Origin of the sequence: Bacillus yapensis (genome assembly GCF_005280205.1) — a bacterium.
Classification (GTDB): Bacteria; Bacillota; Bacilli; order Bacillales; family Cytobacillaceae; genus Robertmurraya; species Robertmurraya yapensis.
This window is the reverse complement of record NZ_SUND01000010.1, coordinates 125828-139326: the sequence shown is the minus strand read 5'-3', so window position 1 is coordinate 139326 and position 13499 is coordinate 125828. Positions and strand designations below refer to the sequence as shown.

General features: G+C 37.1%; 11 protein-coding genes. 5 read left to right on the top strand and 6 right to left on the bottom strand.

Going from position 1 to position 13499, the window contains the following annotated elements; translation table 11 throughout:
* The first annotated feature begins 103 nt into the window (after positions 1-103).
* Together FAR12_RS13460 and FAR12_RS13455 are read left to right on the top strand one after the other, a co-directional pair.
* Complete coding sequence (locus FAR12_RS13460; protein WP_126409173.1) at positions 104-1195, top strand: CotS family spore coat protein; 1092 nt, start codon at positions 104-106, stop codon at positions 1193-1195.
* 4 nt (positions 1196-1199) lie between these two features.
* Entirely contained in the window at positions 1200-2564 is a 1365-nt protein-coding gene (locus FAR12_RS13455; protein ID WP_126409172.1) for a glycosyltransferase family 4 protein, read from the top strand.
* A 149-nt stretch (positions 2565-2713) separates the two neighbouring features.
* Here the strand turns inward: FAR12_RS13455 and FAR12_RS13450 are convergent, their stop codons facing one another.
* From FAR12_RS13450 to FAR12_RS13430, 5 genes are all read right to left on the bottom strand, one after another.
* Positions 2714-3124, bottom strand: a complete 411-nt coding sequence (locus FAR12_RS13450) for a hypothetical protein (RefSeq protein WP_126409171.1) — start codon at positions 3122-3124, stop codon at positions 2714-2716.
* 240 nt (positions 3125-3364) lie between these two features.
* Entirely contained in the window at positions 3365-4105 is a 741-nt protein-coding gene (locus FAR12_RS13445; protein WP_126409170.1) for a nucleotidyltransferase domain-containing protein, read from the bottom strand.
* A 20-nt stretch (positions 4106-4125) separates the two neighbouring features.
* Positions 4126-7776, bottom strand: coding sequence for a dynamin family protein (locus FAR12_RS13440; RefSeq protein WP_126409169.1), 3651 nt, complete (start codon positions 7774-7776; stop codon positions 4126-4128).
* 510 nt (positions 7777-8286) lie between these two features.
* A complete protein-coding gene (locus FAR12_RS13435) occupies positions 8287-8847 on the bottom strand; it encodes an isoprenylcysteine carboxyl methyltransferase family protein (RefSeq protein ID WP_126409168.1) in 561 nt (186 codons plus the stop codon).
* The gene (locus tag FAR12_RS13430; RefSeq protein WP_126409167.1) at positions 8847-9932 is read right to left on the bottom strand and encodes a type III polyketide synthase; all 1086 of its coding nucleotides are present in this window, start codon (positions 9930-9932) and stop codon (positions 8847-8849) included. Before FAR12_RS13430 ends, FAR12_RS13435 begins: the two co-directional genes overlap by 1 nt.
* Before the next feature lie 304 nt (positions 9933-10236).
* Here FAR12_RS13430 and FAR12_RS13425 point away from each other — a divergent pair, with 304 nt between their 5' ends.
* Complete coding sequence (locus FAR12_RS13425) at positions 10237-10692, top strand: chemotaxis protein CheX (protein ID WP_126409166.1); 456 nt, start codon at positions 10237-10239, stop codon at positions 10690-10692.
* A 103-nt stretch (positions 10693-10795) separates the two neighbouring features.
* Here the strand turns inward: FAR12_RS13425 and FAR12_RS13420 are convergent, their stop codons facing one another.
* Positions 10796-11569 carry an SDR family NAD(P)-dependent oxidoreductase gene (locus tag FAR12_RS13420; protein WP_126409165.1) on the bottom strand — a complete coding sequence of 258 codons (774 nt, stop codon included), beginning with the start codon at positions 11567-11569 and terminating at the stop codon, positions 10796-10798.
* A gap of 1286 nt (positions 11570-12855) precedes the next feature.
* Between FAR12_RS13420 and FAR12_RS13415 the strand changes: the two genes are divergently transcribed.
* Positions 12856-13005: a cytochrome c oxidase subunit 2A gene (locus FAR12_RS13415; RefSeq protein ID WP_126409164.1), complete on the top strand. Its 150-nt coding sequence runs from the start codon at positions 12856-12858 to the stop codon at positions 13003-13005.
* A 17-nt stretch (positions 13006-13022) separates the two neighbouring features.
* Entirely contained in the window at positions 13023-13499 is a 477-nt protein-coding gene (locus tag FAR12_RS13410; protein ID WP_126409163.1) for a cytochrome c oxidase subunit II, read from the top strand.

Below are 13499 nucleotides of genomic sequence, written 5' to 3'. Positions count from 1 at the left end.
CCTGTCCTATACAAGTGTTTTTTTCAAACATAATCTATTAACAAATATTGATCTTGAATTTCTTATAAAAAGTTTTACAGTCCGGTTATTTAGGAGGATTCTTATGGTTAATTCAATGATTGTCCCATGGGAGATTAATAAGAGTACCCATGAATTTTTTGTCCCTGAATATATTCTTTCTTACGCTCAAGAAGTTCTAAAACATTATGATTTATCCGTTAAAAGCATCGAAGTTGTGACCACTAAGCCTGACAAAGGTGGAGCCATTTGGAAAATAGACACGAATAATGGACCTAAAAGTCTTAAACTTCTCCACCGAAGACCTACGCGGAGCTTATTTAGCTTAGGCGCTCAAGAATATTTATCACTTGTACAAGAAGCACGTGTACCACCCATTTACAAAATCAAGTCGGGTGAGAATTACATTGAAGCAGGCGGAAAACTATGGTTTATTGCAGAATGGATTGAACCATTGCAGCCTGTCACCAAAGACTTGGAGGGAGCCAAACAACTTTGCTATGCCCTCGGAGAATTCCATCGGTTAAGTAAGGGTTATATTCCCCCAGCCCAAGCTGAAATAGCTTCAAGACTATACAAGTGGCCAAAAAGTTATCAAAAAATGGTAGAAAAAATGGATTGGTTTCGCCAAATTGGCACTGCATATAAAGATATGCCTGCAAGTCCAGCTTTACTAGCAGTGGTTGATCAATTTGAGACCCAAGCAATCGAAAGCTATCGCAGATTAGAAGCATCTCAATATTCGAACCTAGTTAAGCATGGAAATGATTATTGGGGATTAGTTCATCAAGATTACGGCTGGTCAAATGGCCAAATGGGTAAGGACGGTATGTGGATTATAGATTTAGATGGAGTTGCGTATGATATCCCGATACGAGATTTAAGGAAGCTTATTTCTGGCACGATGGCAGATTTAAAATATTGGGACATTACATGGGTTAAGGAAATGATTCAATCTTACCATGAAGCAAATCCAATAAGCCCTGAAGTTTATGAGCTTCTCATGATTGATTTATCCTTACCAAATGAGTTTTATAAAAACATCAAAGAGGTCGTATTTGAACCAGAAAACTTTCTTGATGAACAAACAGCTACACTCATACAAACGATCGTTGAAACGGATAAGACCAAATGGCCTGTCCTACAAAAACTACAAGATGAATGGAAGGGAAGATAATCTAATGAGAATCTTAATGATTTGTACTGAAAAGCTCCCTGTTCCTCCGATTCGAGGAGGTGCGATACAAACTTATCTTTCAGGCTGTCTCCCCTATTTAAAACAAGAGCATGAAATCACCGTTCTAGGAGTTACGGATCCTTCACTTCCTAATAAGGAAACAGTCGACGATGTCAATTATGTTCGAGTGGATGGTAAGATTTTCGAGCTATATATGGAAGGCGTCATTGAATTTTTACAATCCAATGAATTTGATCTCATTCACATTTTTAATCGTCCTCGCCTCGTTATACCAGTTCGACAAGTCGCTCCAAATTCGAAAATTACCCTCAGTATGCATAATGATATGTTTACTCCAGCAAAGATCAGTTCCGAAGAAGGCACTGCCGTCATTAAAGAGGTAGCACTCATCTCCACTGTCAGTGATTATATCGGCGAACAAATTCAAGCCTTATATCCACAGGCAAAGTCCAAGGTAAGAACGATATATTCTGGTGTTGACTGCGATCGGTTTTTACCAGGAGAACATCCCAAAATGGAAAAAATTCGCCAATCTATCAGACGGAAACATGGTCTTGAAAATAAAACCATCATATTATTTGCAGGTAGATTATCAAGTAATAAAGGAGTAGACCGACTCTTACGCGCCATTCCGGAGCTCGCAAAAAAACACAAAGACTTAGCATTGGTTATTGTCGGAAGTAATTGGTTTAGCCAAAATAATGTCACTGATTATGTTGCTTATGTTCGTGCGTTAGCTAAAAAGCTTCCGATACCCGTTGTTACTACAGGCTTTGTTGCACCGCAAGAAATCCAGAATTGGTTTGCAGCGGCCGATATTTTTGTTTGCACGTCAATTTGGCAAGAACCGCTTGCACGTGTACATTATGAAGCAATGGCAGCTGGACTTCCGATCGTGACGACTGCACGTGGAGGAAATCCAGAGGTCATGATTCAAGGGGAGAATGGCTACATTGTCCAACATCCTGAGGACCCCTCTCAGTTTACTGAAAAGCTTTCTCTCCTGCTGTCAGATCGAACGGAAATGAAAAAAATGGGGGAGCGAGGAAGGGAGTTCGCTCTATCCTTCTATCAATGGGACCGTGTCGGAGCAGATATTTTAGCATTTTGGAAAGGCGCTCAAGAAACTCTAATTTCTTCAGAGAAGATTGACTATACTGACCTGTTAAATAATAGCTCTACAGAAAGGGTAACGAATTATTTCCAACACATGCCAATTGAGGCTCCTTCTATGATCAATCAAGAAAAAGTAGAAACAGTAACAGTGAAAAAAAAGAAAGAGAAAAAGAAAGAAAAAGAAAAAACAGAAACAGAGAATACAGAAAAAGAAAAATCAGAAAAAAAATAACCGTAAAAAGAAAAAGGCTGTTCGTCGTATTCGATCAGCCCTTTTCTTAGTCATTACTTAATTGAGTAAATGGTGGTTGAATAATCAATTTTATTAACCAATCGTTTCTAAGCATCGTTCTTCAGGTACAGTCACGCTTTCAGCTTCATCTAATCTTCTTCTGCTTCCCCATCTTCTACGTTTTCGGCTTCACCATTTTCATCGTCTTCGTCTTCGTCTTCATCTTCGTCGTCATCTTCATCATCTTCGTCGTCATCATCTTCTTCATCGTCATCGTCATCGTCATCTACGTCGGCGTTATCATCTTCTCCATCTTCTTCATCGGCTACGGCTATGGCTCCAACTTCATCATCGTCATCATCAGAAGATTGTTGCCCAACCTCAAGCTCCACTTCTTCACCGTCTACGAACACGACCTTAATTTTTACTTCCCCTACCCCTTCTTGGAATAATGAATCAAGGAATAACTGTCTTGCTTCTTCGAAAGTTGCATTTTCATCTAACATAACTTCTTCTTCAAAGTCAATCTTAATCTTTGCCGAATTAACATTTTTTGCCATGAATTCTCCTCCTTAAATTCCTCCCATTTCTCCACCATAATAGAATAGGGAAACAGGTTGTTATTTACTATCTAGTCTATGAAATCATTAATAAATGGTTATTGGACAACTTCACTAAATCAAAAAAATTCCACTTTTCATCTATTAAATATGCAACGAAAAAAAAGCATACCAACTCTATAATTTGTTGGTATGCCTGATAGTCAATTAAGAGGAACTACTCATACTTCATCTTAATCCCTATATGTCTAATAATGCCCATAGCCATATGTCTAGCTTTTCCTTAAAGGTCTCTCCCCTGTTAAGCTCCTGACAGCGAGTTTCTAATCTTAGCTTCTCTTTTTCTAGCTGAAAGATCATCTCACTTAACACTTCATGTGGGAGTAGCCTCACTTGTTTTTTTGCTTCTCCTAATAAAAAATAATAACGCAGCCAGATCTCCTGAGGTTCTTTCTCGATTTTAAAGAAAGGACTACTTATGGCACCATGCCTAATAATCTTTTGGATGATAAGGATGGATCTTACAATTTGGATTAGCTGTTTTTGTTGTCTTGTCCCAAAGTTTTCTTTTCCAATAACATCTTTCAAATTTCTATTCACTAAGCTTAGATAGTGCATCGCAACTGAAAATGGAGAATAATTCTCGACTATCATTTGCCGTAGCTTTGTTGAAAAGCCTCGCTTATCTTCATAAATAATGGGGGAAAAAGCCCATTCGTACAAACTAGGATTTGATTTTGCAGCGAGTTGAAAAGCCTTGAAAATATCCCATCCATGTGCATCCACAGGGTGACTTAAATCGATGACTTCCATAGGCTTGCTTAAAGAAAGATAGGAACGAATATTCCTATGTTTATAAATGAATCGCAAATCCTGATCAGACTCGGAGGAATCCAGTCCCCATGCACGGCTTCCAGCATCGCATGCAAAAAGGATATCAATATTCCATTTTGACTCACAATCCTGCAACCATTCTTTCATTTTTCAAATCCTTTAGCCTTTTAGTCATTTACGAGCTCTTTCTCCAATTCCACTAACTGTTCTACTGGAATTTCATTACTTAGAGTTGCAAACAACCCTTGATAATATTCCTCTGCTTCCTCCAGTAAGAGGTTAAGAAGTGTATCAAAATGTTTGTTTAATTCCCTATCATAATGGGCCAGCAGTTTTTCCCTTTCAGCGTTCATGTACGCTTCAGTCGGAGTCTGCAAGGTTTCATTAAGAGCATCATGCATGAGACGTTTTTCATTTTTTTCAAAAAAGGATTTTGGATTCTTAAAAAGAGTTAATACCTTTTTAAATATATTCTTATCTATTTTGGCCAATTCATTTGCAAAACTTAATTCATCCATCTTTCCAAGCTGCCCCTCACTAAAGGAAAGATCTTGATTTACTCTAGAAAGAGATTTAGTGATCAATTGATGTAATTCATGCATGAGCTTCCAAATAAACACTTCGATTCGTAATGAAGTCGCTCGAAACTCTTGAGCAAAATCAAAACCAAAATCATGTAGAAACTCATCTAATGAATGCTCTAAAACCTTCTTAAGATTTCTTCCATCATCCCGCAAAACAGAAGGATTGAAAGCTTCCTTGAAAAAGTCGTTAAAGCGTAAGAACACTCTATGCTTAATATAATACGTTAATTCTTCTATCTCTTGATTTAATCGCTGAAGGAGGATATCCGGATTCTGCTCTTGGATCAACTTCTTTATTTCTGCTTGTTCTGTTTTTAATTGTTGCACTTTTGCTTGCTTTTGCTCGTTATCCTCATTCGCAGAATGAATGAAGCTTCTTAATTGCTCAATCGCTCTTTCCCATTCAAGCATCGCAGAATTAATTGATATATCGGTTAAATCATGAGTGATAAAGGAATAAAAGCTTTCCTCAAACTGTGAAATTCCAGATCGATGTTCTGTAGCCCCTTCTAGCTTTTCCTTAATAGCCAGCATGCTAGAAATTGGGAAAAGACTCGGCTTTCTAATTCCATATTGGACAAGTTGGTCGTGGACATATCCAAGTACTTCACCTTTTTCAGTTTCATTATTCGCTAAATCAACCGCATTGACGACGAAGAACATTTTATCCATCTCAAATGTGTCTTTTACACGTCCGAGCTGAATGAGGAATTCGCGATCGGCCTTCGAAAAAGCATGATTGTAATAAGTGACAAAAAGAATCGCATCAGAATTTTTGATATAATCAAAGGCAACTCCTGTATGACGAGCATTAATCGAATCCGCTCCGGGAGTATCCACTAGAGTAATACCTTTTCGAGTAAGCTCACAATCATAATGGACCTCAATCAGCTCCACCAAACAGGACTTCTCTTCGTTTGCGACAAAATCTTTAAATTCAACTAAGTCGGTTTGAATGATTTCTCCCAGCTGGTGCCGATAAGTCTCAAACCCTTTATAAAAGGCATTTAAGAAAGAGATATGTGTCTTTTCATGGGCATCAAAATTTGATAACTTCTCAATGACTGTTTTGATTTGGTTAAGAGCTTGATCAAAGTTATCTACTTGCACGTCGAAGACAGATAGGGAGCGTTTTACATCCGCTAATAAAACCTCATCTGTCTTAAGTTGCACTTTAACTAGACCATGCTGATTCTCCGAATCAACCGGCATTATTTTATTGATCGCCGCCGTTGTTGGATTTGGGGAAACGGGCAACAGTTTTTCACCAATTAAACTATTCGCAAATGATGATTTTCCAGCACTAAAAGCACCAAATAACGCTACCGTAAAACCTCGTTTTTCTAATCGCTCGGCCTTTTCACTTAAAAGAGATGAGATTTTCTTAAATCCAGGTATCTGCTGCAACTTTCCTGCTGAATGCTGCAATTTCTTCACGACAGAGGTCACTTTATCCTGACTATTCTCTACTCGTTTATTTGGAGCATCTAAAGTAACTTTGAAATGCGGAACATCCTTTTCGGTTGTTTCATTCTCTAAGTCTGACTCATGCACGATTTCTAAATTATTATTTTCGGATACGAGATCTTCTAATGCATTGGCATGGAATGATGGTTCAAAATGGCCTGTAAGTACCTGTTCCATCCGAATCAAGTTACCAGTTTGAAATTCTAAAATTTCTTGCTTCATTTCCCAAGCTTGAAGAAGTGAGTCTAGCTGAAGCTTCTCTTTTTCCAACCTTCCCCGTTCTTCCTCTGAATTCGCATCTACAACAGCGAGATAACTATCCTTAATCGGTGTTATCTCTTTCCTTGCTGCTCTTTTTGCTACTTCAGCTACATCCGAGGTATAGTTCAGGACATAGTCACCTGACACTTGTGCCCCTGGCTTCAATACACTCTCAAGCATTTCCTTTGTTATTAAAATCGTTAAGCCTTGGACTTTGCTTAAAATTGCTGGATCTTGGATTTCTTCCGTTTTTATGATTTTATTTAGAAATTCTTTAATATGCCAGGTAAGCTGTGAATTTACTTTATCTTGAAAATCGATTAAGAATCGTTCAAGCCTATCTTGTTTCTCTTGCTCAGTCTTTTGCTTTGAAAAGAAAAGGCCGACTTTAAAATTACTTTGAGCAGACTCTAGGAATCCTTCAGCCAGTACTCGAGTCTCAAACGGCATTAAATAGGCACTTTTTAAGATATCCTCAAACCCATTTTCAAAGTCCTTTTCCTTCGTTTTCTTAACAGTAGCGAGCTTGGTTAACTCCTTTTCAACCTCCTTTACTTTGGTTGGTAGGAGTTCTTGAGAGTCACCAGGTATCTCTGCGAGTTTCTCTTCACATTTTTCAAGACTTTCTTGATCCTTCTCTTTTAAAAAGCGTTGGTGCTCCTCTGTGAGTTTATTTAATGAATGAGCTACTGATATAGGTAAAAGTGCATCCCGCTCTTCTAATTTTCCTTGAATAAACTGTCTTAGCTTTGAAAATTCATTATGTACGTGTCCTTCTGCTTTCAAGGAAGTATAGAATATTTCTGCAGGTTGTACCCCCCATGCAGCAAAAGACTCCTTAACACTCTTCTTAAAATCCTGAAAGCTTAACTCTTCATCTCTATGTTTATCAATTTGATTAATAACTAAGTACACATCTTTTCCAGCCTCAGTTAACTCCTTTGTGAAAAGGAAATTTAATTCAGACTGAACATGATTATAATCCATCACGTAAAAGACTAAATCTGCTAAATGCAGTGCCGATTCTGTCGCGATACGATGGGCATCATCTGTGGAATCTATTCCAGGTGTGTCCATAATACAAGCGTTGGGTGGCAATTTATCAGATTGATGGCTAATCTCGATCGTTTGGATCGAATCGCCATCCTTGCAGTAGGACTTTACCTTTTCATAATTATATGGTGCTGGATAAAGTCTTGGGTTCCCCTCTTTAAAAATAACCTTTGCATATTCCTCTCCCGTCTTAATCCTGACCAGATTGGCACTCGTCGGAATCGGACTTGACGGAAGTAAGTTCTCACCAATGATTTTATTAATCATGCTAGATTTTCCAGCAGAAAAATGCCCACAAAAGGCGATCCCATATTCTTGATTTTGTAGTTTTGTAAATAACTGCTTTGCTTTATCAGCTGTTTCGGTATCCCCATTCCCGATAAACAAACTGTACAGCTCTGCTATTTTCGTTCTCAATGCTTTAATCTCATGCTGTGAAGCCGTATCAATCATTTCTTTAACCCCTTGTCAGTTCGTCTTAAACATATCTATTTTAACTGATTTTTCATAAATTTTCACAAAAAAGTCTAACTTCGTTGAGATTGATGTTAAAATCTTAAAACCGATTTTAACGTAGAACTAGATAGATTGTGCTCTTTATTTGTGTGTAAGCTCTTTTCTAATTAATTTGAGTATTGATATTAGAACTTTCCTTATATATATGATTAAGTCGCAAAAGCAACAAAGATTAAGAAAAGAGCATAAAAAAATAACCAGACCGATTACGATCTGGTTAAGAGTTTAATTTATTTTGATTGAACAGTTGATGGTTTTCCAACATGATTAAGTACGTATTTCATAACAAATGTATAAACTGCAATGGTTGAGATAATAAAAATCGATACCATATGTAACACACCCTTTGCATTTTTTAAATTCCGATACAAGCTAATTGAGAATAATATTCATATTCAATAATATAGCACGAATGATAATCATTTTCAATAGGATGTAACAAAATGTTCAAACTCTTTTTGAAAAGGAAGGTAGAAATCGTTTCTGTTTAGAAAAAACTTCGCCATATTCCGTTAATTCTAATAGCGCCTTTTCTTCTGCTGGTATTCGTATAGAAAGAATAAGGATATTTAACAAAGTAAATAGAACAGCAGTAAAATACGCTTGGAACATGAGTGGAATAATGATTAATTCTAATGAGACAATGACATAATTCGGATGTTTTAAAAATTGATATGGACCCTTTTTAACCACATTCGCTTGTGGAAGTACAATAATTTTCGTGTTCCAATACCGCCCTAAGGATAAAATCACCCACACTCTTCCTATTTGAGTAAAGATAAAGCCAATTAATAAAATGGGCAAAGCAGAGGAACTAGTTCTGTTAAACAAGAACACTTCAAATAGTAAGGAAATAAAAAAACAAATATGCAGGATAACCATGTATCGATAGTGTGATTGTCCAACTTCAACCCCACCTTGGCTCTTCATCCACACTTCGTTTTTCCTCGCAATAATTAATTCAATGAGTCGTTGCAGTATGATGATGACGATCAACCATGTTAACATTATATCCACCTTAGGAGGAGTAATTCTGAGCTAAACCCTGGTCCTAATGCTGTTGCCAATCCTAATTCTCCACGAGCCCCAATTTCCATGAACCTTTTTAATACGTAGAGAATGGTTACGGAAGACATATTGCCAAACTTTCTTAAAACATCAGCGGATATTTGTGTCTTGTCCTCTGATAGATTCAACGAATTCAAGTAGGCATCTAACACCTTTTTTCCACCTGGATGGGCAATAAAATGCTGAATACTGGACATTTCCAACTCGCGATTCTCAAGAAACTTCATCACCGCGGGCTTTAGCTCTTGTTCAATAATCGTCGGAATATCCTTGGAGAACACAACAAATAATCCATCGTTCTTCACTGTCCATCCCATCACGTCGAGGGAATTTTTCAAGGTTGTAGATTGTGTTTCAAGCACAGCAGGAACAGAGGAAAGCTTTTGCCATTCCTCTCTTTCCACCTCATCCCCAACCATCAAAGCACAGGCCACGCCATCGGCAAATAAAGAAGAACCGATTAGATTACTTTTTGAATGATCATTTCGTTGAAAAGTTAAACTGCAAAATTCGATTGCTAATATTAATACCTTTGCTTTCGGATGGGCCAAGCAATAGTCATATGCTCTCGATAAACCAGAGGCACCACCAGCACAACCTAATCCCCAAATGGGAACTCTTTTTAGATGCGGGGATAGTGGTAGAACATTCATGATTCTCGCTTCAATACTTGGTGTAGCAATGCCAGTGCTGGAAATCGTAAAAATGGCATCAACCTCTTCGTAAGGAATTTGTTTCTTTAAAAAGTGCTCGCTACTCAAACACTTCTCAATTGCTTCACTCCCGAGCTCTACAGCATTCTGAATGTATGTATCATTTTTCTCTTCAAATGATTTGTCAGTTTCAAACCAATCGAGTCCTTTGACGAAATACCGCTCTTTGATTTGAGCACTTTGAAAAACCTTTAATAATCGTTCAATATCCTTAAAAGTAGATGAAAATAGCTTCCTAGAAAACTCCAGCACTTCCTGCTGACCAATTTTATTGGGGGGATGTACTTCTGAGATCGAAACAATTGCAGGCATGAAGGGACTCTCCTTCGTTTTATAGATAAGGTTATTTTTTCCATTTCATCTAACATTATACTGGCATAAAAAAAACTTCCCTCAGAATATGAAGGAAGCAATCGTTTTGAAGGTTTGTTGTGCTCTTTTATTATAAATCGATTTTCGAAGACAATCACCAATCAAACTTTTCCATTTATTTATTACTTTTTACCTATTTCTTTTTACATTGTTAAAATCAAACGGATTTTTAACCATTTTATTGCTTCCATAGCTTTAAAATTATGTTAATATTATGGTTAATCAAACAACGGAGGAAAGATTAGTGACTTTAACTAAAAGTGTGACTGACATTTTAAATGGGACGATCGAATCAGTTAAAGGAGTTCTCCCATTTGAAGTAACTGTGGACAAACCATCTTTGTTTACTCAATCATTTACTCAGCATTCTATTGGCGTGCTCATTGGTATGACTGGTGATGTAAGAGGTAGAGTCATTATCGATGCTGAAGAAGCTGTATTTGGAAAGATTGGTGAAGGTATGTTCGGCATGGTCCTTGAGGGAGAGATGCTTGAATCCTTTGCTGGTGAATTAGGAAATATGATCGCCGGAAATTTATCGACTTTTATCTTTCAACAAGGATTTGAAATGGATATTACTCCCCCAACGGTTCTGGTAGGGCAAACAAAAGTATTTGGATTTAATCGGGCATTTCGCCTTCCTATAAATATTGCAAATGTAGGCGTTTTAGACATTATTTTAGCCGTAGAATTAAGTTAAGAGAAAAAGCAGGGATCTGTACTGCACCCCAATTGTTAGACACTTAAAATCTAACTATTGGAGGTCACTTCACATAGTACCTGCTTTTTCTTATGTCTTCGTATTAAAAACCTTTTATCGTCATACCGCCATCTACAAATAACGTTTGACCTGTTACATAGTTCCCCGCGTCTGACGCCAAAAAGACGGCCGGTCCGACTAGCTCAGGTAATTCACCAACTCGATTTAAAGGGGTAACGGATAAAATATCACTCAAGTAATCTGGATCAGCTAGAAGCTTTTCTGTTAACGGGGTTTTAAAGTACCATGGTCCAATGGAATTGACATTAATGTTATATGGCCCCCATTCCATCGCAAGAACCTTCGTCATTTGAATCATAGCCGCCTTTGTAGCTGCATAAACAACCCCAGTTCTTAATGCCACCGTACCAGCTACTGATGAAACAGAAATGATTTTACCATTTGTTGCTGTCTCTTTCATGATTTTCCCTACTTCTTGGGACATCATAAATGCAGACTTTAAATTCGTGTCCATAATCGTGTTCCATTCTTCATCCGTAACATCTAACGCTTTTGAACGAATATTCATGCCAGCGTTGTTGATGAGGATGTCGATCGTTCCCCACTTCTCTACTATCATTTGGAGGCTCTTCTGAATATCTTCCCTATTCGTTACATTCGTTGGAAGGACAAGTGCTTCTCTTCCAAACTCTCGGACGTATTTTGCCGTGTCCTCTAAATCCTCTATTGTTCTTGATAATAAAGCAACATCCGCTCCTGCTTCAGCTAAGCCAATCGCTAAGGCTCGTCCAATCCCTCTCCCTGCTCCAGTTACAATGGCTTTCTTGTTTTCTAAACGAAATGACGGTAAATACATGTAAACCACCCTTTGAAGTAAAATTATGTAATTACACACAACATAACAAATTCTTGAAAAATAGAAAAGAAATTTGATTATATGTTTCGAAACGCTGTTTTCGCAATGATTGTGGTTTTCTCCGTAAATGTCCAAAGGCCGACATTTACACTTCCTACTGGGTTTAGAGTCACACATTATTTTTGCACGGCACTTTTCGCTTCTCTCATATGTTTTTTAAGGTACAATAGGGGATTTGTATGCCAAACTACGATTCAAAAGCAACAAGTTTTTTTCGAAAGAAAATAAACAATGTCTGCGAAAAGAGCCTTTCTAAAATACAAAAAATAACACCTATGAATCTGGTGTTATTTCATTTGAGTTTGATTGGGTTTGTACTTCAATCCAAATTTTATTCGATACGTTACCGCCGCAGGCTGTACACACGTCAGCTGCATCATATAAAATTCTGCAATGATCACAATAATATTTTTCCATTAATAACTCCACTCTCTTTATCAAATTTTTCATTAAGTCTACTTTACTTGGCTTATGCTTTTTCGAAACGCTTCGGTTTAAGGTATCTTTTAAAAATCAACTGCAGTTGTTTTTTAGTCTCTTCTACAATTTTGTTTACGAAGAGAATTTTGATTAATATTCCATTATATTGAAATATCTACGTAGATGTGACTGAAATCATACATTATTTTATGAGCCGTTTTAAAAGATTTTATTAGAATAATAAATTCTCAGTGATATATATCATACTGAGGGATAGAAATACATGTTAGAATCACTCTACACAAGAATGTAGGAGTGAGCATTCATTGCAAGACAGTTATACTACTCTAACAAATTTAATAAAAAGAATTAAAGAAGAGCATGATATCGCCAATCATGCATCAAATAGCACCGAGTACAGCGAATATTGGCTTGGAAGATTTGCGATTACACAAGAGCTATTAAACTATTTCGATAAACAGAAACCGAAACGAGCCGGCTACAGTATTTGCAGAAGATGTATTTTAACCGACGACGATATAAAAAATCCTTAACAGGACCTATGGAACGCTACTTAAACAATAGCCTTCTATAGGCCCTTTATTTTTTTCACAGAAAGTTCACATTTTACCAAATGATTTTGTGACATAAATCACTGTTAAAATAAGTTTCCACTACTAACATAGTAATTATCAGATATTGAACAATTTGTGAAATCCTTTGAACCATATGGATTCTCCAAAATTGTCTAGTATGATGAAAATGTAATTATTACATTCTCTATTTTTCCGAAAGGAGTGAGTGTTATGGCAAAAGCGGAATTGAAGAGTAAAACAAAAACTGAAATTGAAGATAGCTCTTCTCTAAAGGGAACGTTAGCTTCTGTTTTCTTCGTCGGCTTTTTCATTATTGTTCTTTGGATCGGCGTTTACTTCTTATATTTAGATCGTTTTTAGAAAGGGGAATATAAGCCATGCATGTGCATAAGTATGAAAAAATTTGGCTGATTTTCGGAATAACAACACTGATTGTATTCCTATCCGTTGTAGGAGTGAGTGCCTTCTATGCTGGAAATCAACCACCTAGCTGTTTAACAGTAATTGATCCGGAAAAGGTAGATACAACTGCCCCATTTAATGAGCCTGGTTTAAAGAAGGTGGAAGGAAAAGATTGGGATTATGAATTAGTGTTTGTTGCCCAAGCTTTTGCTTATACACCTGGAGATGTTGAAGTTCCTCTTGGAGCTAAGGTGAAAGTTATCGCAACCTCAAAGGATGTTATTCACGGCTTCGAAGTAGCTGGAACAAATATTAATATGATGGTAGAACCTGGTTATATTAGCGAACATATTACAACCTTCGATAAAACAGGTGAATACTTAATTTTATGTAATGAATATTGTGGAGCAGGTCACCACATGATGATGTCGAAAATTAAGGTGGTGGAATAA

Excerpts from the sequence above, each read along its gene's own strand:
- FAR12_RS13430 (WP_126409167.1), bottom strand. The coding sequence starts at position 9,932 with ATGCCTGCAATTGTTTCGATCTCAGAAGTACATCCCCCCAATAAAATT.
- FAR12_RS13435 (WP_126409168.1), bottom strand. The coding sequence starts at position 8,847 with ATGTTAACATGGTTGATCGTCATCATCATACTGCAACGACTCATTGAA.
- FAR12_RS13410 (WP_126409163.1), top strand. The coding sequence starts at position 13,023 with ATGCATGTGCATAAGTATGAAAAAATTTGGCTGATTTTCGGAATAACA.
- FAR12_RS13450 (WP_126409171.1), bottom strand. The coding sequence starts at position 3,124 with ATGGCAAAAAATGTTAATTCGGCAAAGATTAAGATTGACTTTGAAGAA.
- FAR12_RS13440 (WP_126409169.1), bottom strand. The coding sequence starts at position 7,776 with ATGATTGATACGGCTTCACAGCATGAGATTAAAGCATTGAGAACGAAA.
- FAR12_RS13455 (WP_126409172.1), top strand. The coding sequence starts at position 1,200 with ATGAGAATCTTAATGATTTGTACTGAAAAGCTCCCTGTTCCTCCGATT.
- FAR12_RS13415 (WP_126409164.1), top strand. The coding sequence starts at position 12,856 with ATGGCAAAAGCGGAATTGAAGAGTAAAACAAAAACTGAAATTGAAGAT.
- FAR12_RS13460 (WP_126409173.1), top strand. The coding sequence starts at position 104 with ATGGTTAATTCAATGATTGTCCCATGGGAGATTAATAAGAGTACCCAT.
- FAR12_RS13420 (WP_126409165.1), bottom strand. The coding sequence starts at position 11,569 with ATGTATTTACCGTCATTTCGTTTAGAAAACAAGAAAGCCATTGTAACT.
- FAR12_RS13445 (WP_126409170.1), bottom strand. The coding sequence starts at position 4,105 with ATGAAAGAATGGTTGCAGGATTGTGAGTCAAAATGGAATATTGATATC.